Genomic DNA, 26,451 nt, shown 5'->3' on the forward strand with positions numbered 1-26,451 from the left:
AGTCACGCTGGCGCGGCTTCGCGCGCAGGGAGCGCGGCGCGGCCGGGACGGCTATAAGCGATCCGAAAGTTTAACATAACGAGCAGCAGCAGCAGGATCGCGGCCCCGCCGTTATGGGCGACCGCAATCGGTAACGGCCATTGCAGCACGATGTTCGACAAGCCCGTGACGAACTGGATCAGCACCACCAGCAGCACGCCGTTGGCGGGTCGCCGCAGTGACTCGAAGCGGCGCATCTTCAACGCGAACCACACCAGATAGGCGATCACAGCGAACGCGAACGTGCGATGCGTCCAGTGAATCGCGACCAGCGCATCCTGCGTGATCACGTCGCCGTCGCCGGTCATGCCGAGCGCGCGCCACAGGTGGAAGCCGTGCGCGAAGTTCATCGGCGGAATCCATTGGCCGTTGCAGGTCGGGAAGTCGGTGCACGCGAGCACCGCGTAGTTCGTGCTGACCCAGCCACCGAGCGCGATTTGCAGCACCAGTAGCGCGAGACCCGCGAGCGCGGCCACGCGCCGGCGCGCGGCCTCGGGCTCGTAGGCCGGCAGCGGCGTCAAGCGCGCCGCAAGCCAGCCGAGCGTGCCGAGCAGCGCCAGGCCGAGCAGCAGATGCGTGGTTACGATGATCGGCTGCAGCCTCATGGTCACGGTCCACGCGCCGAACACGCCCTGCACGACGATCAGCAGCAGCAGCGAGGTCGGCCACCACGGTGACACATGCAGCGGACGACGCTTGATACGCGCCGTCCAGGCAATGATCGTCTGCGCGATGATCAGCACGCCGATCGCCATCGCGAAGTAGCGATGGATCATTTCGATCCACGCCTTCGTCATGCTGACGGGGCCGCTCGGCATCGCCTGATAGGCCGCGGAGATCGCCGCGTGCGCGATGAACGGCGACGACGTGCCGTAGCAGCCGGGCCAATCCGGGCAGCCGAGGCCCGAATCGGTGAGGCGCGTAAAGCCGCCGAACATCACGAGATCGAGCGTCAGGAAGGTGGTGAGCCAGACCAGTTTGCGGAATTTGTTGTCGTCGGCCTTGACCCACACATAGGACAACGGCAGCAACGCGATACACAACCCGATCAGGCCCAGTTGCAATACGAACATCTCATTTACCCAGGTTGGGACGTCAGCCGATGGTCGACCATTTGAGCAGCTTGGTCAGGTCGCCTTTGATCTTGCTCGGGTTCGCGTCTTTCGGAAAACGCATCATCAGATTGCCGCTCGGATCGACCAGGTAGATGTGGTCGGTGATCCGCGTGGCGGTGTCGGCGGGCAGCCACGCGGCGACCTGCGCCGGATCGGCGATCAGCATGTCGGTGTTGGGGTAGGCGGTTTGTATCACGTCCGCGACCTTGTCTGCATCGGTGCGCAGCCACACTTCCATGACGCGCTCGCGTTCCGGGCCCTGAGCTGCGCGGATTTGCCGCATGAAGTAGAGCTTGGTCACGCAGGCTTGGTCGCACGCGCTGTTGTCCACCGAGATCATGAGCCAGCGGCCATGCAGCGAGGCGAGCTTCAGCGGTTTGCCGTCCGCGCCGGTGACCATGAGCGAGTCCGGGATCGGCCGTTGCGGCTCGATCAGCGCGCCGTAGTTCGTGCTGCCGCCGGTCGGCTTCACGACGTAGTACATGAAGTACGAGATCGCGATCGGCGCCGCGCAGATCACCGCGAGCAGCAGCAGCACCCAGCGGCCGCGCCGCCACGAGCCCGGGCCGTTCGGTTGGCCGGGCATCGCTTTGGCCGCGGCGGGTTTGCCGCTGGATTTGCCAGCTTCCGGCGAACGGGGAGTTTGAGTCGACACTACAGAACCTCTTTCAATGTTTGGACGGCGGCGAGCCGTGCCTTGCGTTCCTCACGCGCCCGGCGCGTGCTCTTTTTTGCCCGCGCGGCGCGCCGCATACAGACCGAAGGCGAGCGCGGCGGCGGCCATGCCCCACCACTGCAGCATGTAGCCGTAGTTGCGCTCGACGCCGGTGGTCGGCGCGGGCCAGTCGCGCACCAGGCCATCGCCGGCATCGCCGGTCTGCTGGATCACGAACGATTGCAGCGGCAGCCCGGTCTCCGCGGCGTACGAGCCGACATCGAGATTCTGCCGGATCAGGCGATGCGCGGCCGATCCGCCCTCGCCGAGCTCGAACGCGCGCGACGCGTCGGCACGCGCAATCCCTTCGATCTCGACCTCGCCCGACGGCGTCGTGTACGGCGCGATGGTCTCGCGATTGCTCAGGTTGCGCGGCAGCCAGCCGCGATTGATGAGCACGTAGCCGCCGTCGGCGAGTTTAAAAGGCATCACGACGTAAAAGCCCGGCTGATCGTTATACGGACGATTATCGAGGTACACGACCTTGTCCGTGACGAAACTGCCGCGCGCTTTCACGCGATGAAACTCGACGTTCTTCAGCGCGAGCGGCGCCGCGCCGACCGGCAACGCAGGCGCGTTCTCGAACTGCGTGATGTGCGCCTCGAGCGCTTCCTTCTGATGCGCGCGATCGCGCTGCCAGAAACCGAGCCGCATCGTCACGACGACGACCAGCAGGATCAGCAGCGCGGGAATCAGGCGAAACTTCATTGCAGGCGCTCCGGCATCGCGCTCAGGGCCGCGGGGAACCTGCGGCAGACGCCCGCTCGCGGTGCGATAATGAATGTCTTGCCACTGCGCTTTCCGGTTTCAGTTGGTTCCATGCACATTATCGTTCCCATCGCCTTTGCTCTCATCATCGCCAGCATGGTGTCGGCGCTGTATTTCATGATGCACGACAAAGGCAAGACCAAGCGGATGGTCTGGTCACTCGCCACGCGGGTGGGCCTGTCGATCTCGCTGTTCCTGTTCATCCTGTTCGCACACTGGATGGGCTGGATTCAGTCGACCGGGATTCCGTACGGGCGCTGACGCTCGCGGATAGGTCGCCGCCGCATCCCCGTCAGCGGCAAATTTTCCTCGCCGCCAAACAAAACGCCGCCCTGAGAGGTCGAGGGCGGCGCTGCATTCAGCCTTGCATACTGCTCGTGCGCGCCGCCTGAACGGCGTTGCGCGCACGGATCTGGCCGCATTACAGCCAGTACACGACGACGTACAGACCGAGCCACACGACGTCGACGAAGTGCCAGTACCAGGCCGCGCCTTCGAACGCGAAGTGATGTTCCGGCGTGAAGTGGCCGCGGATCAGGCGCACCAGCACGACGGCGAGCATCGTGCCGCCGAGGAACACGTGAAAGCCGTGGAAGCCGGTCAGCAGGAAGAACGTCGAACCGTAGATGCCCGAAGCCAGCGTGAGGTTCAGCTCGTTGTATGCATGGAAGTATTCGAAGCCCTGCAGGAACAGAAAGCTCACGCCCAGCACGAGGGTCGCCGCGAGCCACGCAATCGCCTTCTTGCGATGGTTGTCGCGCAGCGCGTGGTGCGACACCGTCAGCGTCGCACCCGACGACAGCAGCAGCGCCGTGTTGATGGTCGGCACCGGCCACGGCTGCATCGACTTGTAGGTGCCCACGAGTTCGGCCGGGCCGTTGTTCGGCCACACCGCCGTGAAATCCGGCCAGATCAGTTTGTAGTCGAGGCTGCCGAGTTGATGCAGCGCGATTTCGCGGGCATAGAACAGCGCGCCGAAGAATGCACCGAAGAACATCACTTCGGAGAATATGAACCAGCTCATGCTCCAGCGGTACGACCGGTCGACGTTCTTGCCGTACATGCCGCCTTCCGACTCGGCGATCGCGTCGCCGAACCAATGCCACAGCGTAAAGAGCAGCCACAGCAGACCGATGAGCACGCCAAGCGGCGCCCAGGTATGGTCGTTGATCCAGGCCGCAAGCGATCCGAGCATGACCAGCAACCCCGTAGCGGCGCTGATCGGATGCCGCGACGGATGCGGTACGAAATAGTACGGGCTCTCGTTTTGACCGCTCATTCTTGATTCTCCACTTCAGTCCAGTTGTTCCGGAATCTCCGGCTGTATCTTCGGCGGCGCGTCGATACCGCACCGCTTCTCTCTAATTCGTGGGCTCTTCTCTGCTGCTGTGCCCTGCTACTGCCTCAACCGACCACGAGGCGCACGACCAGAATCAGCACCCCGATCAGAACCGCCGCGCCGATCAGCGCCGCCACGATCACATGCAGCGGGTTCAGTTGCGTCGCGTCCGCCTCGAGATCGCGGCGCTTGCGCACGCCGAAAAACGACCAGAACACCGCGCGCATCGATTGACCGAAACTGCTCTTGCGCGGACTGCCGCCGTTATCGTTCATGTCGCTTCGTCTTCCTTCGTTCGTCCGCGGCTCGCGCCGTCAAATCTGCTTCAGGCCGGCTTCGCGGGAGTGGCTGCCGCGCTGGTCACTGCATCGTTCACTGCATTCGCCTTCGGCGCCGCATCATCCGCGCTAGCTGCCGCCGGCGTGTTCAACTCGAAAAACGTGTACGACAGCGTGATCGTCTTCACGTCCTTCGGCAACTTCGGGTCGACGACGAACACCACCGGCATCCGCTTCGTCTCGTTCGCGTTCAACGTCTGCTGCGTGAAGCAGAAACACTCGATCTTCCTGAAGTACTCGGTCGCCTGCTTCGGCGCGTAGCTCGGAATGGCCTGCGCACGGATCGTGCGCGACTGCTCGTTGCTGACGTCGTACATGACCGTCGTTACTTCGCCCGGATGCACGTCGAGACTGCGCTGCTCCGGCTTGAAACCCAACAGGCCCCGCGCGTTCGCATCGAATTCGATCGAAATCGTGCGGCTCATGTCGACCTGCGTATTCTTCGCCTCGCGCGCTGAAACGTCGCGCTGCACGAGGTTGTTCACGCCGGTGATCTGGCAGATCGCACGATACATCGGTACCAGCGCGAAACCGAAACCGAACATCATCAAAGCGACGACGAACAGCTTGATCAGCATCGAACGGTTGAAAGAGCGGTCGGCCTCGGCCGACGGTTGCGTCGACATCTGAATCCTCAACAAACCTGCATACGGACTGCAAATGCGGCGTTAGCTGAACCAGCACTGCTTCAGAATGGCGCTCGCGAAAAACACCGCGGCGATCGCGAACATCACCAACCCTATCCGCCTGTTGCCCGCGCGAATCTGCTCCGGCGTACGTCTTTCCTGTGGATTGCGCGTCATGCTCGACTTTCTGAGTACGGTTCTTGACTGGCGAGGCCGCCGCGCGAAGCGCCCGAGTCCGGTGGCGGCATGTCGCGCCGCCGGAACCCGACACCTCGCCGGGATAGGCTTACTCGACGGTCGGCGGATGCTCGAACGTGTGGAACGGAGCCGGGCTCGGCACGGTCCACTCGAGGCCCGTTGCGCCGTCCCACGGCTTGTCGCCCGCTTCTACGTGCTCGCCACCACCACGGTAGGCGGGCAGCGCCACCGCGAACAGAAAGTACACCTGTGACAGACCAAAGCCGAACGCGCCGATCGAGATCACCTGGTTCCAGTCGGTGAACTGCGCCGGGTAGTCGGCATAACGACGCGGCATGCCCGCGAGACCGACGAAGTGCATCGGCAAGAACGCGAGGTTGAAGAAGAACATCGACGCCCAGAAGTGGATCTTGCCGCGCGTTTCGTTGTACATCCAGCCGGTCCACTTCGGCGACCAGTAGTACCAGCCGGCGAACAGCGCGAACAGCGACCCCGCCACCAGCACGTAGTGGAAGTGCGCGACCACGAAATAAGTGCCGTGATACTGGATGTCGAGCGGCGCCATGGCGAGCATCAGACCCGACAGGCCACCGAACGTGAACACGATCAGGAAGCCCACCGCGAACAGCATCGGCGTTTCGAAGGACAGCGAACCGCGCCACATCGTCGCAACCCAGTTGAACACCTTCACGCCGGTCGGCACCGCGATCAGCATCGTCGCGTACATGAAGAACAACTGCCCCGTGACCGGCATGCCGGTCACGAACATGTGGTGCGCCCACACCATGAACGACAGGATCGCGATCGATGCCGTTGCGTACACCATCGAGCTATAGCCGAACAGCGGCTTGCGCGAGAACGCCGGGATCACCTGCGAGACGATCCCGAACGCCGGCAAGATCATGATGTACACCTCGGGGTGCCCGAAGAACCAGAAGATGTGCTGGTACATGACCGGGTCGCCGCCGCCTGCCGCATTGAAGAACGACGTGCCGAAGTGACGGTCGAACAGCACCATCGTGATCGCGCCCGCCAGAACTGGCATCACGGCGATCAGCAGGTACGCGGTGATCAGCCAGGTCCAGACGAACATCGGCATCTTCATCAGCGTGAGGCCGGGTGCACGCATGTTCAGGATCGTCACGACGATGTTGATACCGCCCATGATCGACGACGCACCCATCAGGTGGATCGCGAAAATCGCGAAGTCCATGCCCGGGCCCATCTGCGTGGAAAGCGGCGCGTACAGCGTCCAGCCCGCGGCGGTCGCGCCGCCCGGTGCGAAGAACGAGCCGACCAGCAGCACAGCGGCGACCGGCAGCAGCCAGAAGCTGAAGTTGTTCATCCGCGCGAAAGCCATGTCCGATGCGCCGATCTGCAGCGGCACCATCCAGTTCGCGAAGCCGACGAACGCCGGCATGATCGCGCCGAACACCATGATCAGCCCGTGCATGGTGGTCAACTGGTTGAAGAACTCGGGACGCATGATTTGCAGACCCGGCTCGAACAGTTCGGCACGGATCATCAGCGCCATCACGCCCCCGGACAGGAACATGGTGAACGAGAAGATCAGGTACAGCGTACCGATGTCCTTATGGTTGGTTGCGAACAGCCAACGGCGCCAGCCGTGCGGCGTTTCGTGGGCATGGTCGCCGTGCACGTGCTCGTGGCCCGCGACTACATCGTGTCCGATGCTAGACATGACAATCTCCTAAAGCGAATTCTGCGGTGCTGACCATGAACACGTCAGGCTGCCGGGCTGATCTGAACGCGCCGGGCTTCCTTCGCGTCGGTGCCGCCGGTGATCGTTTCCGGCTTCTTCAAAATAATATGATCGTCGGCAATGCCGGCTGCTTTCAGCGCGTCGCGAACGGCTTCGGCACGACTCTTCGCGAGCTTCGCGTTGACGTCGGCGGAGCCGGTTGCGTCGGTGAAGCCCGACAGCGTGAATTTCGCGTCCGGATGCGCCTTCGCGTAGGCCGCGGCCGCGTCGACCGCCGCTTTCGCGTCGGCCGGCAGCGTGCTCTTGCCGGTCTCGAAGTAGATGCTCGCCGGCAGCGCGGCCTCTGCGTTGTTCGAAGCAGCCGCGCCAGCCTCGTTGCCCGATGCGGCCGGTGCGGACGCCGCTTCTGCGCCCGACGCTGCTTCCGCGCCCGATGCCGCAACGGCGCCGCTCGCGGCAGCACCGGCGCTGGCCAGATGATCGCCGCCTTCCGGCAGCTTGCCGTTGCGCGCGTCGGCGACCTGCTTCGGCTGCAGGATGTCGCCCGTGTGGTTGCCCCACGAGTTACGTTCGTACGTGATCACCGAGGCGATTTCGACGTCGTTCAGCGTCGGCGCCCACGAAGGCATCGCGTTCTTGCCCTTCAACACGAGGCTCACGTGCTGCCCGATCGGACCGTTGGCGATCTGGCTGCCATCGAGCGCCGGGAATGCGCCCGCGCCCTTGCCGGTCGGCTGGTGGCAGACCGCGCAGTTCGACGTGTAGACCTTGCCGCCGCGTTCCATCAGCTCGGCCATCGTGTAGGTCTTGTTCGGATCGTCCTGGCCGGCGGCCATTTTCTTCTTCTGCTCGTCGACCCACTTCGCGTAGTCGTCGGCAGACAGCACCTCGACGACGACCGGCATGAACGCGTGTTCCTTGCCGCACAGTTCGGTACAGAAGCCGCGGAACGTGCCGGTGCGGTTGGCCTTGAACCACGTGTCGCGCACGAAGCCGGGAATCGCGTCCTGCTTGACGCCGAAGGCCGGCACGTACCAGGAGTGGACCACGTCGTTCGCGGTGGTGATGATGCGGATTTTCTTGTCGACCGGCACCACGAGCGGGTTGTCGACTTCCTGCAGATACAGCGTGGAGATCGGCTCGCGGCCCTCGGTTTGCGCGCGCGGCGTGGCGAGCGTGGACAGGAAGCCGATGCCCTCGCCCGGACCCTTCACGTAGTCGTAGCCCCACTTCCATTGGTAGCCGGTGACCTTGATCGTGAGGTCGGCGTTCGAAGTGTCCTTCATCGCGACGACGGCCTTGGTGGCGGGCAGCGCCATCAGCACGACGATGATGAACGGCACGATCGTCCAGATGATTTCGACGGTGGTGCTTTCGTGGAAATTGGCTGCGTTGTGGCCTTTCGATTTGCGGTGCGCGAAGATTGAATAGAACATTACGCCGAACACACCGATGAAGATCACGGTGCAAAGTCCCAGCATGAACATGTGGAGGCTGAACAGTTCCTCAGCGATTCTCGTTGCAGGCGGCTGGAGATTGATCGCGTTGACGGCGGGGCCGCCCGGAGCATCGCCCACTGCCAGGGCGGCACCGGCGAAAAGCAGTCCGCTCGTCGCCAGCACGCTCATGAGCGCTCGCTTGATTGTTTTCATAGCTTCCTTACCCAAATTTTCCATTCAAACCCCTCGACCCCGCTGGCAGCGTGTCGCGCCCCCTTGAACGCCGCGCGTCCGGCACCATCTAACAACGTGCCAGCCACATACGCAGTTCGCCTGCGAACTGCGCGCGCCGATTCTGCGCGAGATGTTGCCCGATCATGATCGTCTGCCCGCGCGAGACCAGCTTGATCTGATCGCGCTGAGTTGCGCCCGGCTCTATCCGCACCCAGCGCGGATTGAATTCGAACTGCGTAATCTGCTCGGCGCTGACCTGCTCGATCACGAGCCGGTTCGGAAACAACCGGATGCGCTCGTAATCGACAGCATGACGCGCATATATTGCAAAGGCGATACCTACGGCCAGCAATTCGATTCCGGTGAACGGCAACACCAGCCAGGCGCCGACCAGAACCAGCATGAATGCAATTGCCAACGAGAACAACGCAAGCGACACGTACAGACAGACGAACTGCCGCGGCGATATCGAACAGTTGCGCTTCATGGTCCAGTCCCTGAGGACAGGTTCTGAATCCGCCAGCAGATGATCTGATGCGCCCATCGCTGCCTCCTGCGAATCGTCGCGTCCGGCCTGCCTTCTTTTACTTCCGGATGCATCTCGCGGTCGCCGTTCGTGCCACTGTTTCCAGCATCACTCGCGACCGCGCCAACCCCTACCGCATCACTTCATTTTGCAGCCCCGCGTCTCGGGCTTGCCACCCCAAATGTGGGAACCTCGGGTGACAAACTGACGCATTATAGGCGCGATCCATAGCATCGACAAGCAAGCCCCGATCGGCCCACAAGCCAGGCGCGACAAGCCTTCGCGCCATTTTGCCCGGCATTTTGCGGCTCTTTTGGAGGGCAAATCCCAGGCATAACGGATGTCCTCTTTACCGCTTTTGCAACACGTCAACCGCACCGTCGGCAAGCAGTTGATGACAGCGCCGCAATCTGCTATCCACGCTTGCCCGGACCTCGTCCGATGTCCTCGAGCCGCACGATGCCATATCCTTCCGCCGTGGTGCGCGGCACGGCTTTCCATGCATGTCCGTAGATCACCTCGAAGGTCAGCGCGATCGTGCCGTCGGCGCGCCGACGCGCTTCGAGCGCGGCGAGCAGGGCTTTGTGCAACCGACGCGCGAGCACGCCGTCATGCGCATCGCGCTCGAACGGGTACGCGCCCCAGCGACGCACGTCCGCGAGCAGCGACTCGGGCGACTTGTAGGTGATCGTCAGCGTCTCCTGGTCCATCACCGGAATCTCGAAGCCCGCCTCGACGAGCATGTCGCCGAGATCGTGCATGTCGACGAAGTCGATCACATGCTTGCGAGACGCGACGCCGCGCGCGGCCTCGATCTCGGCGTAGGCACCGCGCAACTCCTTCAGCGTATCGGGGCCGAGCGTGCTGAACATTAGCAGGCCGTTGACCTTCAGCACGCGCTGCCATTCGGGAAAGACCAGATCGGGCCGCGAGTGCCAGTGCAGCGCGAGGTTAGACCAGATGAATTCGAATGCGCCGGACGTGAACGGCAGCGCGGAGAAATCGGTTTGCGCGAAGCGCGGGCCACGCGCGCCGAGCGCCTTGCCGAGTGAGGCGGGAAGAAAGCGCCGCCAACTGGTGTCGCCGGCATCGTGACGCAGCGCGCGGCGGAGCATGCCGTGCGACAGATCAGCGCCGAACACCGGCGCCTCGGGAAAGCGTTCGCGCAATGCGGGGAGGTCTTCGCCCGCGCCGCAACCGGCGTCGAGCACGCTCGAGGGCGCCACCTTGATGTAATCGAGACGCTCGCGCATGCGCTGCGCAATCTCGCGCGGCAGGAACGCAACCTCGTCGAAGGTAGCGGCACGACGGTCGAAAATACGCCTGAGGCGCCGTGAATCGTAGGCCGGACGGCCAGATTGAGCGGATGTTGGGGACATGTGTGTCGTGCTGGCGTGAGCTCGAAGTATACTCGTTCGTTCCCCTCCATTCAGCGAGAACGGCTTTCTACCGGCGCTCAGTCGTGCGATTTCAGTCATTTTCTTCGTCGTGTCGAAATCAGGTGGCGCGTTTTGCGCGCGGTCTGCATTCGGCATGGCCGCGGGCCTTGAACGCCGCGCTGCCGAACCTGTGCGCGTTGTGCGGCAATTTGTCGCATAAGACGTTGTGCGACGGTTGCGACGCGGCCTACTGGAACGAGAGCCGGCTGCGCTGCACCGTTTGCGCGGTGCCGTTGCCGGCGTCACGCTGGGTCGCTCAGGCGCGGTATCGCTGCGCGGATTGCGTGGCCGAGCCGCCGCCGTTCGACGCGAGCTTCGCGCTCGCCGACTATCGCGCGCCGCTCGATACGCTCGCGGTCGGCCTGAAGTTCCGCGCCCGGCTGATGCTCGCGCGAGACTTCGCGCAACGCCTCGCGCGGCTCGCGGAAGCCAATTGGCACGACGCGGCCGAGCGGCCCGACGTGATCGCGCCAGTGCCGCTCGCCGGTCGCCGTCTGGTCGAGCGCGGCTACAACCAGGCCTGGCAGATCGCGCGGCCGCTCGCCCGGGCGCTCGGCGTGCGCGGCGACGCCACGCTGCTCGAACGAACGCTCGACACCGCGCCGCAATCGCGCCTCGATCTCGATTCGCGCCGGCAGAACGTCGGCCGCGCGTTTCGCGTCGCGCGCCCAGTGCGCGGCCTGCACGTCGGCATCGTCGACGATGTGATGACGAGCGGCGCGACGCTCGAAGCGCTCGCGCATACGCTGAAGGCCGCCGGCGCGCGGCGGGTTACGAACTTCGTCGCGCTGCGCACTCCGAAAAACTAGCTTTTACGTGGTCTTCTTATGTTCAACGTCGTTCTCGTAGAACCCGAAATTCCGCCCAACACCGGCAACGTGATTCGCCTGTGCGCGAACACCGGCGCCCGGCTGCACCTGATCGAGCCGCTCGGCTTCCCTCTCGACGACACCAAGATGCGGCGCGCCGGCCTCGACTATCACGAGTACGCGGAAATGAACGTGCATGCCGATTGGGACGCGTTCATCGCGAAAGAAACGCCCGACGCGTCGCGAATGTTCGCATTCACGACGCGCGGTTCGGGGCGCTTTCACGACCACGCGTTTCAACCGGGCGACTGGTTCGTGTTCGGCGCCGAAACGCGCGGCCTGCCCGGCACGGTGCTCGAGCGCTTTGCAAACGAACAGCGCGTGCGTCTGCCGATGCGTCCCGGCAATCGCAGTCTGAATCTGTCGAATACGGTGGCGATCGTGGTGTTCGAAGCGTGGCGTCAGGCCGGCTTCGAAGGCGGCGCCTGACGGTGTTCGAGCTCGGCCTCGTAGCGTGCGAACATCGCGTCGTCGAAGCACGCGAACGTCACGTGCTTCATGTGTGGCGTGCGCGGCAACGTGTCGAGTACGGTCGCGACCGCGATGCTGACCGCATCGTCGGCGGGGAAACGGTAGATACCGCAGCTGATCGCTGGAAACGCGATGCTCGTGCACTGAGTTTCGCGCGCGACTTCAAGTGAGCGCTGATAGCACGATGCGAGCAGGTCGGCTTCGCCATGCGCGCCGCCACGCCACACTGGACCGACCGCATGAATCACATGCTTCGCGGGCAGACGATAGCCGGCGGTGATTTTGGCGTCGCCGGTCGCGCAGCCGCCGAGCGTTTCGCATTCGCGCAGCAACTCCTTGCCGGCCGCGCGATGAATCGCGCCATCCACACCGCCGCCACCGAGCAGCGAAGTATTCGCGGCATTGACGATCGCATCGACGGCGAGCGTCGTGATATCGACCACGCGCGCTTCGAGCGTGCACGTGCCTCGACTGAGATTGAAGGTTGGCATGGGAACCTCGCTGACCCGAGTCTCGTTAACGAAGTGGACAACCGGGCGAGACAGCCGTTCAACGCGAATTTCCGCTAACCGGCTGAGAGAAAACGCTTTATTCCGCCTTCGAATCGCGCCGCAGTAGCGCGCTAACCGCATCGCGCGGCGCCACGCCGTCGAACAGCACCGCGCAGACCGCCTGCGTGATCGGCATTTCGATTGCATGAGCACGTGCGATCGAGAGTACCGCCCGCGCGCAGCGCACGCCTTCGGCCACGTGACCGAGACCGCCGAGGATGTCGTCGAGCGTGCGGCCCGTGGCGAGTTGCAGGCCCACGGTGCGGTTGCGCGACAGATCGCCGGTAGCAGTCAGAATCAGATCACCGAGGCCGGTCAACCCGGTAAAGGTTTCCGCGCGCCCACCGAGCGTCACGCCAAGGCGCGACATTTCGGCGAGGCCGCGGGTGATCAGCGCCGCGCGTGCATTGAGACCGAGGCCGAGGCCATCGGCGATGCCCGTGGCGATGGCGAGCACGTTTTTCACCGCGCCGCCCACTTCGACGCCGACGACGTCGTCGCCGGTATAGATGCGCATCGCGCCGTGATGGAACGCCGCGACCGTGCGTTCGCGGCACGCTGCCGACGGGCTCGCGATCGTCAACGCAACCGGCAGCCCCTGCCCGACTTCGCGCGCGAAGCTCGGTCCGGACAACACGCCGTTGCTCGCATGCTCGGGCAATTCCGCCGCGACCGCCTGATGCGGCAACAACTGCGAATCCGCTTCGAACCCCTTGCACAGCCACACGATATGCGCGGGCACCTTGCCCGCATCGCGCATCGCGCGCAACAGGCCGCGCAGGCCAGCCACGGGCGTCGCGACCACGCACAGCGCATCGTCGTCGAGCGCGTGATCGAGCGCCACTCCGAGATCCGCTTCGTAGCGAAGCGCGGGCGGCAATGTGACGCCCGCCAGATAGCGGGCGTTTTCATGCGAAGTGGAAAGCTCGGCGATGAGCGCGGACTCGCGCGCCCACAACACCGTGTGGTGCCTTAAGGCCAGATGGCCGGCGAGGGCGGTGCCCCAGGCGCCAGCGCCGAGAACGGCGACTTTCATAGCCGGCACTGCGCGCGGCGCCTTAATGCGTGACGCCTTTTTGCGCCGCGCCGTCCTGCTGGGCCGCGCCCATCTGAGCGAGACGCTGCTCGTACAGCGCCTGGAAGTTGATCTCGGCGAGGTGGATCGGCGGGAAGCCGGCGCGGGTGATCGCATCGGCGATGTTCGAGCGCAGGTACGGGAACAGGATGGTCGGGCAGGCAATGCCGACGAGCGGATCGATCTGCTCGGCAGGAATGTTGCGAATGTCAAAAATGCCGGCCTGTTTCGCTTCGATCAGGAACGCGACCTTGTCCGACACCTTGGCCGTGACTGTGCCCGTCACGAGAATTTCGAACACGGATTCGGCGAGGCGCTCGGCCTTCACGTCGACTTCGACTTCGACCGACGGCATTTCCTGCTCGAGGAAGATACCCGGCGAATTCGGCTGCTCGAGCGACATGTCCTTCAGATAGATGCGCTGGATGTTGAAGAACGGCTGGTTATTCTCGTCGGACATGATGGTGATTCCTGATAGGTGTGCGTGGCGGCGGCCGATGCACGCATGGGCCGCCAGATTATTGCGCCGGCTCGCCGGCTCCACGAGGAGCGCGTGCGCCGGCTTATCGAGCGGTCCGCCCGCTCGCGCGGCGCGAAACGCGCGAACTCAGGCTGCTTCGAGCAGCGGCGTCAGACCGCCCGCGCGATCGAGCGCGGAAAGGTCATCATAGCCGCCCACATGCGTCTCGCCGATGAACACCTGCGGCACCGTGCGACGACCGGTCCGGGTCATCATCTCCTCACGACGGCCCGGGTCCTTGTCGATCAGTACTTTCTCAACGTGCTCGACGCCGCGCGACTTTAAAAGACGTTCGGCCATCTGGCAATACGGGCACACCTGGGTGCTGTACATGATCACTTTGTTCACTTGGCTGCTCCTTGTTTCACAACCGGCATACCGGCTTTCTGCCAGGCGTCGACGCCGCCCTCGAGAACATGGACTTCCGCGTATCCCGCTTCCTGCACGATACGCGCGGCCTTGTTCGACTGCTGGCCGGTCTGGCACACCAGCAGCACCGGGTTGCTCTTGTTCTTCGCGAGTTGCGTGACTTTCGCCTGCAACTCTGCGAATTCGAAATGCCGTGCCGAGGGCAGGTGCCCCTTGGCGTAATCGGCGGACGGCCGCAGATCGATGACCGCCGCGTTGCGCCGGTTGATCAGTTGGGTGGCTTCAGCGGCCGACAGGCCGCCACGTCCACGCCGACTGATGGTCGGCCACAGCAGCAACCCACCAGAGATAAGGACGACTGCGATCAGGACAAGGTTTGTGTATTCGGTGAAAAACTTCACGGAAGATCCGCCGGAAAGAGAGAAATCGAAAAGGTCAACCCGAGCATTATAAAATAACCGTTCGACGCGATGGCGATGCGCCGCCCGAGGCGCCGCACGGCGCGAGACCGCTTCCTCACTACCGACCGGCAACTCTCATGTACAAACTCGTTCTCATCCGCCACGGCGAATCGACTTGGAACAAGGAAAACCGCTTCACCGGCTGGGTCGACGTCGACCTCACCGAGCAGGGCAACCTCGAGGCGCAGCAGGCGGGCGTGCTGCTCAAGGAATCCGGCTATACGTTCGACATCGCCTACACGTCGGTGCTCAAGCGCGCGATCCGCACGCTGTGGCATGTGCAGGACCGGATGGATCTGATGTACCTGCCCGTCGTGCATTCGTGGCGCCTGAACGAACGCCACTACGGCGCGCTGTCGGGTCTGAACAAGGCCGAAACCGCCGCGAAGTTCGGCGACGAGCAGGTGCTGGTCTGGCGCCGCAGCTACGACACGCCGCCGCCCGCGCTCGAGCCCACCGACGAACGCGCGCCGTACACCGATCCGCGCTACGCCAAGGTGCCGCGCGAGCAACTGCCGCTGACCGAGTGCCTGAAAGACACGGTCGCGCGCGTGTTGCCGCTGTGGAACGAGTCGATTGCGCCGGCCATCAAGTCGGGGCGCAGCATCCTGATCTCCGCGCACGGCAACTCGATCCGCGCGCTGGTCAAGTACCTCGACAACATCTCGGACAGCGACATCGTCGGCCTCAACATCCCGAACGGCGTGCCGCTCGTCTATGAACTCGACGACAACCTGAAGCCGATCAAGCACTACTATCTCGGCGACCAGGACGCGATCGCCAAGGCGCAAGCCGCGGTCGCGAGCCAGGGCAAGGCGGGCTGATCCGGCATTTCCGGGCGCGGCCCCACGCCACGAAAACGCGCGGGGCCGCACGCAGACAACCGGGCCGGCAAGAAATTCTGTATTGCGCCCGGCGGTCAGATTCAGAGGCCCGCTGCAGGGTTCACCGTAGCGGCGTCCGCATCCGCTGGCCTTGCGCGGCATCTGTCAGTTTCGACCCGCCGAGTGCCATGTCATAGGGCTCGCCATCCGCGGGCCGGATCGCAAGAAACCAGGGCCTTCCCGTACTGTCGAAGCACGATTGCCTGCACCGCGCCCTGAGCAGGCGGGTGTGCAGTTATACTTGTCCGTCCAATCTTTATCGACGCTGCCACGCGCTTCCGACCGCAACAGACTCTATGCGAAAGAACCTGAAAAATATCGGCCTGATTGCCGCGGGCCTTGCTACCGGTGTCTTTGCCACACTGCAATACTCCGCCTCGGCCCAGCAACCCGCTAGCGCCGCGGTCGCCCCGCTGCCGCTAGACCAGCTCAGGCTTTTCGCCGAAGTGTTCGGGCAGATCAAGCACGAATACGTCGAACCGGTCGACGACAAGAAGCTCCTCACCGCCGCGATCAAGGGCATGGTGTCGAGCCTCGACCCGCACTCGTCGTACCTCGACAAGACCGACTACGAAGAGCTGCAGGAGCAGACCAAGGGCCGCTTCGCGGGCCTCGGCATCGAAATTTCGTCGGAAGACGGCCTGATCAAGGTGATTTCGCCAATCGAAGACACGCCCGCGTTCCGCGCCGGCATCCGTCCGGGCGACCTGATCACGCGCATCAACGACAAGCCCGTGCGCGGCATGACGCTCGACCAGGCGGTCAAGCAGATGCGCGGCGACCCGGGCACCAAGGTCACACTGACCATCTTCCGCAAGACCGACGACCGCACGTTCCCGCTCACCGTCACGCGCGCGATCATCAAGGTGCAGTCGGTGAAGGGCAAGATCGTCGCGCCGGGCTTCGCGTACGTGCGCATCACGAGCTTCCAGGAACGCACCACGCCCGACCTCGCGGCCAAGCTGCAGGATCTCGCGCGCCAGGAGCCGAACCTGAAGGGCCTCATCCTCGACCTGCGCAACAACGGCGGCGGTCTGCTGCAAAGCGCGGTCGGCGTGGCGGGCGCGTTCCTGCCGCCGAATTCGGTGGTGGTGTCGACCAACGGTCAGATTCCGGATTCGAAGCAGATCTATCGCGACACCTACGATAACTACCGTCTGCAATCGTTCGACAGCGATCCGCTCAAGGACGTCCCGGCCATCTTCAAGACCGTGCCGATGGTCGTACTGACCAACGCGTACTCGGCGTCGGCGTCGGAAATCGTCGCGGGCGCGCTGCAGGATCAGCACCGCGCGCTGATTCTCGGCAAGACCACGTTCGGCAAGGGGTCGGTACAAACCGTGCGCCCCATGACGGCCGACACCGCACTGCGCCTCACCACCGCGTATTACTACACGCCGAGCGGCCGTTCGATCCAGAACAAGGGCATCCGCCCCGACCTTCCTGTCGACCAATACGCGGACGGCGATCCGGACGACGCGCTCGTGACCCGCGAAGTCGACTACTCGAATCACCTCGCGAACACGCAGGACCCGAACGAGAAGAAGGAAGCGGAGCAGCGCGAGCAGGAGCGCATGGAGCAACTGCGTCAGCTCGAAGAGCAGAACGACAAGAAGACGCCGGAACAGCGCCAGAAGGAGCGCGAACGCAAGCCGGTCGAGTTCGGTTCGGCTGACGACTTCATGCTGCAACAGGCAGTCGGCAAACTCGAAGGCAAGCCGGTTCAGGAATCGAAGTCGTTGATGGAACGCCGTCTCGCGCAGAACAAGCCGGGCACGTCGGCCTCCGCGCCGGTCGCGGTGAAGCCGACGCAACCGGTGCCGGGCGCATCGGGACCGGCGCCGGCTTCGGCACCGGCTCCCGCTGGCAAGTAAGCTGGCCGCTGGCCAACAGGCAGCGAACCCCGCGCGTGTCTTCGCAGCACGATAGTCTGCGAAGACACGCCGCAACAGTTTCAGCAAAAGCCGCCGCCTAACCGGTGACGCATCACGGCAAGCCGCAACCGCCACCCTCCCCGCGCGATTAAAATAACAGCCACGAATGCGCGCCGCGGCCCCTCGGCCTGCCTCTCCTTGCGCGACACAGCGACATAGCGACACACCCCACGCGCCCCGCCATGAATGACGATCAACTCCTTCGCTACTCCCGCCACATCCTCGTCGATGAAATCGGCATCGAGGCGCAGCAGCGTTTTATCGACGCCCACGCGATCATCGTCGGCGCGGGCGGGCTCGGTTCGCCAGCCGCGCTGTATCTCGCGGCGGCGGGCGTCGGCCGTCTGACGCTCGTCGATGCCGATACCGTCGACCTGACTAATCTACAACGACAGATCCTGCACGTGAGCGCGTCGGTTGGACGTAGGAAGGTCGAGTCCGGGCGCGACATGCTCGCGCGGATCAATCCCGAGGTCGTCGTTAACGCGGTGGCCGAGCGCGTCGACGATGCGTGGCTCGACCGCGAGGTGCCGCACGCGAGTGTCGTGCTCGATTGCACCGACAACTTCGCGACGCGTCACGCGATCAACCGCGCGTGCGTCAAGCATCGCGTGCCGCTCGTGTCGGGCGCGGCGCTGCGCTTCGACGGCCAGATCAGCACTTTCGATTTCCGCGATGAAGCGTCGCCGTGCTACGCGTGCGTGTTTCCCGAAGACCAGCCGTTCGAAGAAGTCGCATGCTCGACGATGGGCGTGTTCGCGCCGACGGTCGGCATCATCGGTTCGATGCAGGCTGCCGAAGCGCTGAAGGTGATCGGCGCAATCGGCATGCCGCTCGTGGGCCGCCTGACGATGCTCGATTCGCTGCGGATGGAATGGAACACGATGCGCATCGGACGTCAGCTGGATTGTCCGGTGTGCGGCCACGCGCACGGGTCTTGAGGCGGTTCTGCACTGCCCGTTCGCGTGACGCCGAAATAGCGGAACGCCGCACATGTGCGGCGTTTTTCGTTCAACGAGGCACGACGATGCGCGTCAGATTCAAACCAGCGCGACCCGCTTGAGCGCCGCTTGCACCTCCTCCGGCTCGAACGAAGCCAGCACGTCGGCAACGGGCTTTTCGAGCGTCTTCAGATGCGAGCGCAGCACCTCCTGCTTGACCTCGAGGAGTTGGCTCGGATGCATCGAAAACTCGGTCAGACCCATGCCGAGCAGCAGACGCGTCAACGCCGGATCGCCCGCCATCTCACCGCACACCGACACGGGCACGCCCGCGCGTTTCGCCTCGCGCAGCGTGAACGCGATCAGATGCAGCACGGCCGGATGCAGCGGGTCGTACAGATGCGCGACCGCGTTGTCCGCGCGATCGATCGCGAGCGTGTACTGAATCAGATCGTTAGTGCCGATCGACAGGAAATCGAGCCGCTTCAGAAACAACGGCAACGCGATCGCGGCGGCCGGGATCTCGATCATCGCGCCCACCTGCACGTTCGGATCGTAAGCGATACCCGCGTCGTCGAGTTGACGCTTCGCTTCGCGGATCAGATCGAGCGTCTGGTCGATTTCCTGCGCGTGCGCGAGCATCGGGATCAGGATCTTCACCCTGCCGAACGCCGACGCGCGCAGGATCGCGCGCAACTGCGTGAGGAACATCTGCGGCTCGGACAGACTCCAGCGAATCGCGCGCAAACCGAGCGCCGGATTCGCGGCAGTCTCGTAGCCGTCGCCGCCCATCGAATCGAGCGGCTTGTCGGCGCCGACGTCGATCGTGCGGATCGTGACCGGCAAGCCGTTCATCAGTTCGACCGCGCGACGATACGCGCTGAACTGCGCCTCCTCTTCGGGCATCCGGTGCTTGTGATTCATGAACAGAAACTCGGTGCGGAACAGACCCACGCCGGTCGCGCCCGATTCGACCGCCGCGCGCGCGTCGTCCGGCAACTCGATGTTCGCGCACAGTTCGATGCGCGTGCCGCACAGCGTTTGCGTGGGCGAGAACTTGAGCCGTTGCAGCTTGCGCTGCTCGAGCTCCTTCTCGCTTTGCCGGTACGAGTATTCCTCGAGCACGATCGGCGCGGGATCGACGATCACGATGCCGTGGTCGCCATCGACGATGATCAGATCGTCCTGGCGGATCAGCGCGCTCGCATGCTGCACGCCGACCGCGGCCGGAATGCCGAGGCTGCGCGCGACGATCGCGGTATGCGACGTGCGCCCGCCGAGATCGGTGACGAAGCCCTGGAACGTCTGTGTCTTGAACTGCATCATGTCGGCCGGCGCGATGTCGTGCGCGACCACGATCATCTCGTCGCACGCGCCATGCACGTTGCCGACGATGCCCGGCGCGCCCGCGAGCGCCTTCAGCACGCGCTCGACGACCTGCTCGATATCGGCCTTGCGCTCGCGCAGGTATTCGTCTTCAATAGTGTCGAAATGGCGCGACAGTCTTTCGAGCTGTTCGGTCAGCGCCCATTCCACGTTGTAGCGGCGCGTGCGGATCAGGTCGATGGTTTCCTGAACGAGCATGACGTCGTTCAGGATCATCGTGTGAACGTCGATGAACGCGCCCATTTCGCTCGGGGCATCCGCGGCGAGATCGGCGCGCAATACGTTGAGTTCTTCATGCACGCGTTGCTGAGCCGCGCGAAAACGCCCCACCTCCCCTTCGATCTGGGGCGGTTCGATCAGATAGTGGTCTACGTCGAGTGCTGCCGGGGCGATCAGATAGGCCCGCCCGATGGCGATACCGCGTGACACGGGAATTCCATGCAGCGTGAATGACACGCGCACCTCCTCTAGTTGTGTAATGCCGCGGCAAACCGCTGCAATGCTCTCAGACTGTACTGGGCATTATAAATTCCGCGCCTTTTTGAAGTGTGTCGGCGGTGTGTGCAGCGCAGCACGGATTATCGCGATGAGGTGCCCTCGTACCCGGCGAAGCTTCGCTTTATACGCGTCGCACAAATCATATGGTTTAAACATTGAAAACGCATGTCGTCTTACGCACTCTTCCCGATGGCTTTCGCGCCGCTTCTAGATCCCTTTAATGTCGATTAACAGCGCGCCTCTTCTGATATTCAGATGTCGGCGGCGAAAAAAACCGCGGACTAAGCCGCGGCATTTTCGGGTTTGTCGAACGCAGAGCGCGCGACTTTATTGACCTTCGCCAAATTTATCGGCGATCAGTTTCAAGAGCGCGTCCATCGCGTCCTGTTCGTCGGTGCCTTCCGTTTCGATCAGCACGGTACTGCCGATGCCCGCGGCCAGCATCATCACGCCCATGATGCTCTTCGCGTTGATACGACGGCCATTGCGGCTCATCCAGATTTCCGCCTGGTAGTTGCCTGCGAGTTGCGTCAACTTGGCCGACGCGCGCGCGTGCAGCCCCAGCTTGTTCACAATTGTCGTTTCCTGTTGCAGCATGTGATGGTCCGAAGCGCGGGTGAATGAAATGGTGAAAAGTGTTACTGCAAAGCGGCTTCAATGCGATCGGCACCGATGCGAAACCGGTTGAATCCGTCGAAGCTTGCCTGGTAACCAGCCCGGCTTACAGGCCGGGCGCGTCCGTCTTTTGCGTCAGATCGGCATCGGCCGGCAAAGCGGGAACACAGTCGGCGGCCGCCGCGTCAGGCGGCAGCGCCGGCAGGCACTCGGCAGCGCACACTGGCGGCGTGACCGGTGTCGGCATCGCCGGTCCGATCGCGTGCACGCCCTTGGTCGCGCCGGCGAGCGCCTTGTCGACGAGCGTGTCGAGCGGCGTCGCGCGATAGCAGACCGCGCGCACCAGCATCGGCAGATTGACGCCGCACAGTACACGCACGTCCGGCACGGTGGCGAGCCGGCCCGCGATGTTGGCCGGCGTCGCGCCGAACATGTCGGTCAGCACAAGCGCGCCGTTCTCTTCCTTCAACCGCACGACTTCCGAATTCGCGAACGCGACGACCTGCGCAGGATCGCAATCCGGCGACACGTCGATCACGCCGATACGCGCCGGCAAACCGCCATAGATGTGGGAAATGCAATCGCGCAACGCGGTGGCGAATGGAGCGTGCGCAATGATCAGAATGCCTGCCATATCAGCCTTACTGCAAAAGAACGGCCCCAAACCGTGGACCGGGACTCGAGCCCGGTTCGCCATCGCCGCGGACCGGCCGTGGGTCGCGAGGGCGGGAATGCATCGCCGGGCGAGCGGGCATTGTAGCAGCCTCATTTTCGCGCCAATCCCGACGCCACGCCTGATGCGGATTTACTACACAGATTGGGGGTGCAGCCGGGCAATCAAGGCCACTGCGTCGGCGCGCCACGCGAGCGCCACCACGCGTCAGCCGACCCCGCGCTCCAGCGCGTCGACGAACATCGCGGCGACGTCGAAGCCGGTCTGGTCCATGATCTCGCGGAAACACGTCGGGCTCGTGACGTTGACTTCGGTGAGCCAGTCGCCGATCGCATCGAGTCCGACCAGCAGCAGGCCGCGCGCCGCCAGCACCGGCGCGAGCGTATCGGCGATCTTGCGATCCTGCTCGCTGAGCGGCCGCGCGACGCCCAGTCCGCCGGCCGCCAGATTGCCGCGCACCTCATTACCCTGAGGAATGCGAGCGAGCGAGTAAGGCACCACTTCGCCGCCGATCAGCAGGATGCGCTTGTCACCTTCCTTGATCTCGGGGATGAATTTCTGCGCCATCACCGAGCGCGCGCCGTCGTGGCTCAGCATTTCGACGATCGAGCCGAGGTTCATGCCGTCCGCCTTCACGCGGAATACGCCCATGCCGCCCATGCCGTCGAGCGGCTTCAGGATCACGTCGCCGTGCTGTTCGTGGAACGCGCGCAGACGCGCCGGGTCGCGAGTGACCAGCGTCGGCGCGACGAACTGCGCGAACTCGCCGATTGCGAGCTTCTCCGAATGATCGCGGATCGCCTGCGGTTTGTTGAAGATGCGCGCGCCGCCACGCTCGGCCAGTTCGAGAAGCCACGTCGACGTCACGTATTCCATGTCGAACGGCGGGTCCTTGCGCATCACGACCGCGCCGAAGCTCGCGAGCGCGCGCGGCGTGGCGGCATCGGCGGCGAACCAGACATCACGATGCAGATCCGTGGTATCGCCGACGATCGCAATGCGCTGCACGTTCGCCTCGACATCGCCGCCCGTCCACGCCAGATGCTTCGGCTCGCAGGTGTACACCGTGTGACCGCGCCGCGCCGCTTCGGCCATCATCGCGTAGGTCGTGTCTTTGTAGATCTTGAAATGGCTGAGCGGATCGGCGATGAAAAGAATGTCCATGAAAGTCCCGGTGCGCCCTGAGGGGCGTGACATTGTTCGTCAATATAGTCTTTGAAGACGGCGATGGCGGCACGCATGCCGCCATCCTGCCCGCGCGCGGTGGCCTAGACCTGGATCGCTTCAGGATCGGTCTTTTCGAGTTCGACCGATGCGGCCAGCAACCCGAGCCGCGCCACGACGCCATACATATAGAAGCGGTTCGGCGGTGCCGCGCCGGGCTTCGCGTGCGCATCGGGCAGCGCCGTGTGTTCGAAGCCGAGCGGCACGAAGTGCATGCCCGGCGCGTTCAGGTTCTGGTCGCGCTCGCGGCTGCCGTGCACGCGATAGAAGCCGCCCACCACATAGCGGTCGATCATGTAGACGACCGGCTCGGCGACTTCCTCGCCGATGCGCTCGAACGTGTAGACGCCTTCCTGCACGATCACGTCGTGCACTTCGAGGCCGTCTTTGGTCGCGGCCATGCGCGTGCGTTCGCGCTTCGTCAGCGCGGCGACTTCCGACGCGTCGTGCACGGTCATCACGCCCATGCCGTAGGTGCCCGCATCGGACTTGATCACGACATACGGTTTTTCGGAGATGCCGTACTCGCGATACTTGCGCGCGATCTTCTTCAGCACGCCGTCGATCGCATCGGCAAGGGCTTCCTCGCCTGTGCGCTGCTGGAAGTCGACGCCCTCGACGTGCGCGAAATACGGATTGATCATCCACGGATCGATCTCGACCATCTTCGCGAACTTCTTCGCGACGTCGTCATAGCACGAGAAATGCGTCGACTTGCGACGCACCGCCCAGCCCGCATGCAGCGGCGGCAGCAGGTACTGCTCGTGCAGGTTTTCGAGCACGGGCGGAATACCGCCGGACAGATCGTTGTTCAGCAGGATCGAGCACGGGTCGAAGTTCTTCAGACCAAGGCGCCGCTGCGAGCGCTCGAGCGGTTCGAGCACCAGCTTCTGGCCGTCCGACAGCGCAATCGTGACCGGGCCGTTGATGGTTTCGTCGAGCGTGCCGAAGCGTACGTTCAGACCCGCCTGGCGCATGATCGACGCAAGCCGGGCGACGTTTTCGAGGTAGAACGCGTTGCGGGTGTGACGCTCGGGAATGACGAGCAGATTCTTCGCGTCCGGGCAGATCTTTTCGATCGAGGCCATCGCGGCCTGCACCGCGAGCGGCAGCACTTCCTGCGGCAGATTGTTGAACGCGCCGGGAAACAGATTGGTGTCGACCGGCGCGAGCTTGAAGCCCGCGTTACGCAGATCGACGGAACAGTAGAACGGTGGCGTGTGCTCCTGCCATTCGAGCCGGAACCAGCGTTCGATAGCGGGCGTGGCGTCGAGGATCTTCCGCTCGAGGTCGAGCAGCGGGCCGTTTAACGCCGTAACTAGGTGCGGAACCATTGATCACTCGCAGACTGGAGAAAAAAGATTGTAGAGCAAATGCTTTGTCCATTTGGGGACGGTTTCTCCATTCGCAAGCAGACTCGAATGCATTCTCCCTATCTCGATGATAGGCGCGGAAAATCGCCGTTCGCAACCCGATCAGCAAGAAAAAAGCCCGCCATGAAGGCGGGCGAAATTGCTGCGCTTGCTTAACCATTTTTTCTTACTGACGGGCCCGCGAGCGCGGGCGGAACCGGGACAGGTTCTCCGTTATTCGACTTTCTCGCCGTGCAGGCTCACGTCGAGGCCTTCGCGCTCCTGCTCTTCGGTCACCCGGAGGCCTATCACCATGTCGATGATCTTCAGCAGCACGAAGCTCACCACGCCGCTGTAGATCAGCGTCGTCAGCACGCCCTTCGCCTGCAGGATCACGCTGCCGTCCGAGCCGCCGATGTCCTTGACCGCGAACACGCCGGTCAGCAGCGCACCGATGATCCCGCCGATGCAGTGCACGCCGAACGCGTCGAGCGAATCGTCGTACCCGAACTTGTGCTTGAGCCACGTGGCCGCCCAGAAGCAGACCACACCCGCGACGATACCGATCACGAGCGCGCCGACCGTGCCGACGAAGCCCGACGCCGGCGTAATCGCCACCAGACCCGCGACCGCGCCCGACACGATACCGAGCACCGACGGCTTACCCTTGGCTGCCCATTCGGCGAACATCCACGCAAGCGCCGCCGCGGCGGTCGCCACCTGCGTCGCGAACATCGCGAAGCCGGCACGGCCGTCCGCTGCCACGGCCGAACCCGCGTTGAAGCCGAACCAGCCGACCCACAGCATCGCGCCACCGATCAGCGTGAGCGTCAGGTTGTGCGGCGCCATCGCTTCCTTGCCATAGCCGACGCGCTTGCCGAGCACCAGACAGCAGACCAGACCCGCGATACCGGCGTTGATGTGCACCACCGTGCCGCCCGCGAAGTCGAGGATGCCCGCGCTAGCCAGCCAGCCGCTCGGCTCCCACACCATGTGCGCGATCGGCGAGTAGACGATGATCGACCACAGCGTCATGAACACCAGCATCGCCGAGAACTTCATGCGGTCCGCGAACGCACCGGTGATCAGCGCCGGCGTGATGATCGCGAAGGTCATCTGATAGACGAAGTAGACCGTCTCGGGAATCGTCGGCGCGAGATGGCTGACGGTCAGCATCGTGGCCTTGTCGCCCTTGATGTAGTTCATGCCCGTCATGAACACGCGCGAGAAGCCGCCGATGAACGAGCCGCCCGGCGTGAACGCGAGGCTGTAGCCGACCACGGTCCAGACGATCGTCACGACACAGGTGATCGCGAAGCTTTGCATCAGCGTCGCGAGCACGTTCTTCTTGCGGACCATGCCGCCGTAGAACAGCGCGAGACCCGGGATCGTCATGAACAGCACGAGCGCGGTGGAGGTCAGCATCCACGCGGTGTCGCCGGAGTTGATCTTCGATGAATCGACCGAGAACGGTGCGGTTGGGGCGGCCGGTGCGGCGGCGGCCGATGCATCGGCGGCGGCCGGTGCGCTTGCGGCCGGCGCGGCGGACGCATCGGCGGCGGGAGCCGAGGCCGCCGGGGCAGCGGCTGCGGCGGAGGCGTCCGGTGCGGGCGCGCTCGCCGTCGTATCGGGAGCGGAGGCGGCTGCGGGAGCGGACGCATCGTCCGCGAGGGCGGTGCCGACACCGCCCGCGAGCAGCGAGCCGGCCATCAGCAGGGACATCATTAGTTTGCGCATCTTGGTTTTCCTCTTATCGCTATCCGTGTCGCTATGTTCTGGTCTTTTACAGTGCGTCCGCGCCGGTCTCGCCGGTGCGGATCCGAACCACCTGCTCGATCGGCGTGACGAAGATCTTGCCGTCGCCGATCTTGCCGGTACGCGCGGCGCGCTCGAGCGCCTCGATCGCCTGATCGACGATGTCGTCCGATACCGCCGCTTCGATCTTCACCTTCGGCAGAAAGTCGACGACGTATTCGGCGCCCCGATACAGCTCGGTGTGGCCCTTCTGCCGTCCGAAGCCTTTGACTTCGGTCACCGTGATGCCCGACACGCCGATCGCCGACAGGGCTTCGCGCGCTTCATCCAGCTTGAACGGCTTGATGATTGCGGTAATGAGTTTCATGAAATCC

General features: G+C 63.9%; 29 protein-coding genes. 6 read left to right on the forward strand and 23 right to left on the reverse strand.

All coding sequences use genetic code 11. The features are described from left to right. Positions 1-2: 2 nt before the first annotated feature. The 3 genes from OKW28_RS39015 to OKW28_RS39025 are packed head-to-tail and all read right to left on the reverse strand — an operon-like array spanning position 3 to position 2,577. Positions 3-1,112 (reverse strand): COX15/CtaA family protein, encoded by a 1,110-nt coding sequence (locus tag OKW28_RS39015; RefSeq protein ID WP_429453349.1) that lies wholly within the window; start codon positions 1,110-1,112, stop codon positions 3-5. A 22-nt stretch (positions 1,113-1,134) separates the two neighbouring features. Beyond that, positions 1,135-1,809, reverse strand: coding sequence for an SCO family protein (locus OKW28_RS39020; protein ID WP_429453351.1), 675 nt, complete (start codon positions 1,807-1,809; stop codon positions 1,135-1,137). A gap of 51 nt (positions 1,810-1,860) precedes the next feature. Then, positions 1,861-2,577, reverse strand: a complete 717-nt coding sequence (locus OKW28_RS39025) for an SURF1 family protein (RefSeq protein ID WP_429453353.1) — start codon at positions 2,575-2,577, stop codon at positions 1,861-1,863. Between the two features lie 111 nt (positions 2,578-2,688). Between OKW28_RS39025 and OKW28_RS39030 the strand changes: the two genes are divergently transcribed. Beyond that, positions 2,689-2,898, forward strand: a complete 210-nt coding sequence (locus OKW28_RS39030; RefSeq protein WP_008921867.1) for a twin transmembrane helix small protein — start codon at positions 2,689-2,691, stop codon at positions 2,896-2,898. A 160-nt stretch (positions 2,899-3,058) separates the two neighbouring features. Here the strand turns inward: OKW28_RS39030 and OKW28_RS39035 are convergent, their stop codons facing one another. From OKW28_RS39035 to OKW28_RS39070, 8 genes are all read right to left on the reverse strand, one after another. After that, on the reverse strand, positions 3,059-3,916 hold the full coding sequence (locus OKW28_RS39035; protein ID WP_184026608.1) for a cytochrome c oxidase subunit 3: 858 nt from the start codon (positions 3,914-3,916) through the stop codon (positions 3,059-3,061). A 125-nt stretch (positions 3,917-4,041) separates the two neighbouring features. Next, positions 4,042-4,251, reverse strand: a complete 210-nt coding sequence (locus tag OKW28_RS39040) for a DUF2970 domain-containing protein (protein WP_018419310.1) — start codon at positions 4,249-4,251, stop codon at positions 4,042-4,044. A gap of 50 nt (positions 4,252-4,301) precedes the next feature. Continuing rightward, a complete protein-coding gene (locus OKW28_RS39045; protein WP_429453355.1) occupies positions 4,302-4,940 on the reverse strand; it encodes a cytochrome c oxidase assembly protein in 639 nt (212 codons plus the stop codon). A 42-nt stretch (positions 4,941-4,982) separates the two neighbouring features. Continuing rightward, positions 4,983-5,117 (reverse strand): cytochrome oxidase small assembly protein, encoded by a 135-nt coding sequence (locus OKW28_RS39050; RefSeq protein ID WP_018419308.1) that lies wholly within the window; start codon positions 5,115-5,117, stop codon positions 4,983-4,985. A gap of 109 nt (positions 5,118-5,226) precedes the next feature. Beyond that, a complete protein-coding gene (gene ctaD, locus OKW28_RS39055) occupies positions 5,227-6,840 on the reverse strand; it encodes a cytochrome c oxidase subunit I (RefSeq protein ID WP_184002596.1) in 1,614 nt (537 codons plus the stop codon). Between the two features lie 44 nt (positions 6,841-6,884). Continuing rightward, the gene (gene coxB, locus OKW28_RS39060; protein ID WP_429453357.1) at positions 6,885-8,537 is read right to left on the reverse strand and encodes a cytochrome c oxidase subunit II; all 1,653 of its coding nucleotides are present in this window, start codon (positions 8,535-8,537) and stop codon (positions 6,885-6,887) included. Positions 8,538-8,601: 64 nt separating this feature from the next. Continuing rightward, positions 8,602-9,078: a DUF2244 domain-containing protein gene (locus OKW28_RS39065; RefSeq protein ID WP_429453359.1), complete on the reverse strand. Its 477-nt coding sequence runs from the start codon at positions 9,076-9,078 to the stop codon at positions 8,602-8,604. A gap of 395 nt (positions 9,079-9,473) precedes the next feature. Then, the gene (locus tag OKW28_RS39070) at positions 9,474-10,439 is read right to left on the reverse strand and encodes a methyltransferase domain-containing protein (protein WP_429453361.1); all 966 of its coding nucleotides are present in this window, start codon (positions 10,437-10,439) and stop codon (positions 9,474-9,476) included. 122 nt (positions 10,440-10,561) lie between these two features. Here OKW28_RS39070 and OKW28_RS39075 point away from each other — a divergent pair, with 122 nt between their 5' ends. After that, positions 10,562-11,308 carry a phosphoribosyltransferase family protein gene (locus OKW28_RS39075; RefSeq protein WP_429453363.1) on the forward strand — a complete coding sequence of 249 codons (747 nt, stop codon included), beginning with the start codon at positions 10,562-10,564 and terminating at the stop codon, positions 11,306-11,308. 18 nt (positions 11,309-11,326) lie between these two features. Further along, positions 11,327-11,797, forward strand: coding sequence for a tRNA (uridine(34)/cytosine(34)/5-carboxymethylaminomethyluridine(34)-2'-O)-methyltransferase TrmL (trmL, locus tag OKW28_RS39080; protein WP_090802877.1), 471 nt, complete (start codon positions 11,327-11,329; stop codon positions 11,795-11,797). On the opposite strand, the gene OKW28_RS39085 is transcribed toward trmL, so the two are convergent. The 5 genes from OKW28_RS39085 to OKW28_RS39105 all read right to left on the reverse strand — a co-directional run bounded on the left by OKW28_RS39085 (position 11,770) and on the right by OKW28_RS39105 (position 14,755). Beyond that, the gene (locus OKW28_RS39085) at positions 11,770-12,330 is read right to left on the reverse strand and encodes an O-acetyl-ADP-ribose deacetylase (RefSeq protein WP_429453365.1); all 561 of its coding nucleotides are present in this window, start codon (positions 12,328-12,330) and stop codon (positions 11,770-11,772) included. The two genes, trmL and OKW28_RS39085, sit on opposite strands and share 28 nt — an antisense overlap. Before the next feature lie 97 nt (positions 12,331-12,427). Beyond that, complete coding sequence (locus tag OKW28_RS39090) at positions 12,428-13,426, reverse strand: NAD(P)H-dependent glycerol-3-phosphate dehydrogenase (protein ID WP_429453367.1); 999 nt, start codon at positions 13,424-13,426, stop codon at positions 12,428-12,430. 22 nt (positions 13,427-13,448) lie between these two features. After that, positions 13,449-13,925 (reverse strand): protein-export chaperone SecB, encoded by a 477-nt coding sequence (gene secB / locus OKW28_RS39095; RefSeq protein ID WP_429453369.1) that lies wholly within the window; start codon positions 13,923-13,925, stop codon positions 13,449-13,451. Between the two features lie 147 nt (positions 13,926-14,072). Then, a complete protein-coding gene (gene grxC / locus OKW28_RS39100) occupies positions 14,073-14,333 on the reverse strand; it encodes a glutaredoxin 3 (protein ID WP_090802871.1) in 261 nt (86 codons plus the stop codon). Beyond that, entirely contained in the window at positions 14,330-14,755 is a 426-nt protein-coding gene (locus OKW28_RS39105) for a rhodanese-like domain-containing protein (protein ID WP_429454602.1), read from the reverse strand. Before OKW28_RS39105 ends, grxC begins: the two co-directional genes overlap by 4 nt. A 137-nt stretch (positions 14,756-14,892) precedes the next feature. Between OKW28_RS39105 and gpmA the strand changes: the two genes are divergently transcribed. The 3 genes from gpmA (at position 14,893) to OKW28_RS39120 (ending at position 18,574) form a co-directional block, all read left to right on the forward strand. Beyond that, positions 14,893-15,639 carry a 2,3-diphosphoglycerate-dependent phosphoglycerate mutase gene (gpmA, locus tag OKW28_RS39110; protein WP_429453370.1) on the forward strand — a complete coding sequence of 249 codons (747 nt, stop codon included), beginning with the start codon at positions 14,893-14,895 and terminating at the stop codon, positions 15,637-15,639. 356 nt (positions 15,640-15,995) lie between these two features. Continuing rightward, complete coding sequence (locus tag OKW28_RS39115; RefSeq protein WP_429453372.1) at positions 15,996-17,573, forward strand: S41 family peptidase; 1,578 nt, start codon at positions 15,996-15,998, stop codon at positions 17,571-17,573. 242 nt (positions 17,574-17,815) lie between these two features. Further along, entirely contained in the window at positions 17,816-18,574 is a 759-nt protein-coding gene (locus OKW28_RS39120; RefSeq protein WP_429453374.1) for a HesA/MoeB/ThiF family protein, read from the forward strand. Between the two features lie 99 nt (positions 18,575-18,673). Here the strand turns inward: OKW28_RS39120 and ptsP are convergent, their stop codons facing one another. From ptsP to OKW28_RS39155, 7 genes are all read right to left on the reverse strand, one after another. Next, positions 18,674-20,416: a phosphoenolpyruvate--protein phosphotransferase gene (gene ptsP, locus OKW28_RS39125; RefSeq protein ID WP_090805570.1), complete on the reverse strand. Its 1,743-nt coding sequence runs from the start codon at positions 20,414-20,416 to the stop codon at positions 18,674-18,676. Between the two features lie 369 nt (positions 20,417-20,785). Then, positions 20,786-21,055: an HPr family phosphocarrier protein gene (locus tag OKW28_RS39130; protein ID WP_018419292.1), complete on the reverse strand. Its 270-nt coding sequence runs from the start codon at positions 21,053-21,055 to the stop codon at positions 20,786-20,788. Between the two features lie 124 nt (positions 21,056-21,179). Continuing rightward, positions 21,180-21,707: a PTS sugar transporter subunit IIA gene (locus tag OKW28_RS39135; RefSeq protein WP_184026555.1), complete on the reverse strand. Its 528-nt coding sequence runs from the start codon at positions 21,705-21,707 to the stop codon at positions 21,180-21,182. A gap of 246 nt (positions 21,708-21,953) precedes the next feature. After that, a complete protein-coding gene (gshB, locus tag OKW28_RS39140) occupies positions 21,954-22,910 on the reverse strand; it encodes a glutathione synthase (protein ID WP_429453376.1) in 957 nt (318 codons plus the stop codon). Positions 22,911-23,014: 104 nt separating this feature from the next. Continuing rightward, positions 23,015-24,304 carry a glutamate--cysteine ligase gene (gene gshA / locus OKW28_RS39145; protein ID WP_018434736.1) on the reverse strand — a complete coding sequence of 430 codons (1,290 nt, stop codon included), beginning with the start codon at positions 24,302-24,304 and terminating at the stop codon, positions 23,015-23,017. A 252-nt stretch (positions 24,305-24,556) separates the two neighbouring features. After that, a complete protein-coding gene (locus OKW28_RS39150; protein ID WP_429453378.1) occupies positions 24,557-26,059 on the reverse strand; it encodes an ammonium transporter in 1,503 nt (500 codons plus the stop codon). A 46-nt stretch (positions 26,060-26,105) separates the two neighbouring features. Continuing rightward, the gene (locus OKW28_RS39155; protein WP_013088261.1) at positions 26,106-26,444 is read right to left on the reverse strand and encodes a P-II family nitrogen regulator; all 339 of its coding nucleotides are present in this window, start codon (positions 26,442-26,444) and stop codon (positions 26,106-26,108) included. Positions 26,445-26,451: the final 7 nt, after the last annotated feature.

The organism is Paraburkholderia sp. 40, assembly GCF_050434105.1.
Classification (GTDB): domain Bacteria; phylum Pseudomonadota; class Gammaproteobacteria; order Burkholderiales; family Burkholderiaceae; genus Paraburkholderia; species Paraburkholderia tuberum.

What these genes read in the sequence shown, in the direction of transcription:
- OKW28_RS39015 (WP_429453349.1), bottom strand. Translation starts at nt 1,112, where the DNA reads ATGTTCGTATTGCAACTGGGCCTGATCGGGTTGTGTATCGCGTTGCTG.
- OKW28_RS39025 (WP_429453353.1), bottom strand. Translation starts at nt 2,577, where the DNA reads ATGAAGTTTCGCCTGATTCCCGCGCTGCTGATCCTGCTGGTCGTCGTC.
- OKW28_RS39030 (WP_008921867.1), top strand. Translation starts at nt 2,689, where the DNA reads ATGCACATTATCGTTCCCATCGCCTTTGCTCTCATCATCGCCAGCATG.
- OKW28_RS39035 (WP_184026608.1), bottom strand. Translation starts at nt 3,916, where the DNA reads ATGAGCGGTCAAAACGAGAGCCCGTACTATTTCGTACCGCATCCGTCG.
- OKW28_RS39040 (WP_018419310.1), bottom strand. Translation starts at nt 4,251, where the DNA reads ATGAACGATAACGGCGGCAGTCCGCGCAAGAGCAGTTTCGGTCAATCG.
- OKW28_RS39045 (WP_429453355.1), bottom strand. Translation starts at nt 4,940, where the DNA reads ATGTCGACGCAACCGTCGGCCGAGGCCGACCGCTCTTTCAACCGTTCG.
- OKW28_RS39050 (WP_018419308.1), bottom strand. Translation starts at nt 5,117, where the DNA reads ATGACGCGCAATCCACAGGAAAGACGTACGCCGGAGCAGATTCGCGCG.
- ctaD (WP_184002596.1), bottom strand. Translation starts at nt 6,840, where the DNA reads ATGTCTAGCATCGGACACGATGTAGTCGCGGGCCACGAGCACGTGCAC.
- coxB (WP_429453357.1), bottom strand. Translation starts at nt 8,537, where the DNA reads ATGGAAAATTTGGGTAAGGAAGCTATGAAAACAATCAAGCGAGCGCTC.
- OKW28_RS39065 (WP_429453359.1), bottom strand. Translation starts at nt 9,078, where the DNA reads ATGGGCGCATCAGATCATCTGCTGGCGGATTCAGAACCTGTCCTCAGG.
- OKW28_RS39070 (WP_429453361.1), bottom strand. Translation starts at nt 10,439, where the DNA reads ATGTCCCCAACATCCGCTCAATCTGGCCGTCCGGCCTACGATTCACGG.
- trmL (WP_090802877.1), top strand. Translation starts at nt 11,327, where the DNA reads ATGTTCAACGTCGTTCTCGTAGAACCCGAAATTCCGCCCAACACCGGC.
- OKW28_RS39085 (WP_429453365.1), bottom strand. Translation starts at nt 12,330, where the DNA reads ATGCCAACCTTCAATCTCAGTCGAGGCACGTGCACGCTCGAAGCGCGC.
- OKW28_RS39090 (WP_429453367.1), bottom strand. Translation starts at nt 13,426, where the DNA reads ATGAAAGTCGCCGTTCTCGGCGCTGGCGCCTGGGGCACCGCCCTCGCC.
- secB (WP_429453369.1), bottom strand. Translation starts at nt 13,925, where the DNA reads ATGTCCGACGAGAATAACCAGCCGTTCTTCAACATCCAGCGCATCTAT.
- gpmA (WP_429453370.1), top strand. Translation starts at nt 14,893, where the DNA reads ATGTACAAACTCGTTCTCATCCGCCACGGCGAATCGACTTGGAACAAG.
- OKW28_RS39115 (WP_429453372.1), top strand. Translation starts at nt 15,996, where the DNA reads ATGCGAAAGAACCTGAAAAATATCGGCCTGATTGCCGCGGGCCTTGCT.
- OKW28_RS39120 (WP_429453374.1), top strand. Translation starts at nt 17,816, where the DNA reads ATGAATGACGATCAACTCCTTCGCTACTCCCGCCACATCCTCGTCGAT.
- OKW28_RS39130 (WP_018419292.1), bottom strand. Translation starts at nt 21,055, where the DNA reads ATGCTGCAACAGGAAACGACAATTGTGAACAAGCTGGGGCTGCACGCG.
- OKW28_RS39135 (WP_184026555.1), bottom strand. Translation starts at nt 21,707, where the DNA reads ATGGCAGGCATTCTGATCATTGCGCACGCTCCATTCGCCACCGCGTTG.
- gshB (WP_429453376.1), bottom strand. Translation starts at nt 22,910, where the DNA reads ATGGACATTCTTTTCATCGCCGATCCGCTCAGCCATTTCAAGATCTAC.
- gshA (WP_018434736.1), bottom strand. Translation starts at nt 24,304, where the DNA reads ATGGTTCCGCACCTAGTTACGGCGTTAAACGGCCCGCTGCTCGACCTC.
- OKW28_RS39150 (WP_429453378.1), bottom strand. Translation starts at nt 26,059, where the DNA reads ATGCGCAAACTAATGATGTCCCTGCTGATGGCCGGCTCGCTGCTCGCG.
- OKW28_RS39155 (WP_013088261.1), bottom strand. Translation starts at nt 26,444, where the DNA reads ATGAAACTCATTACCGCAATCATCAAGCCGTTCAAGCTGGATGAAGCG.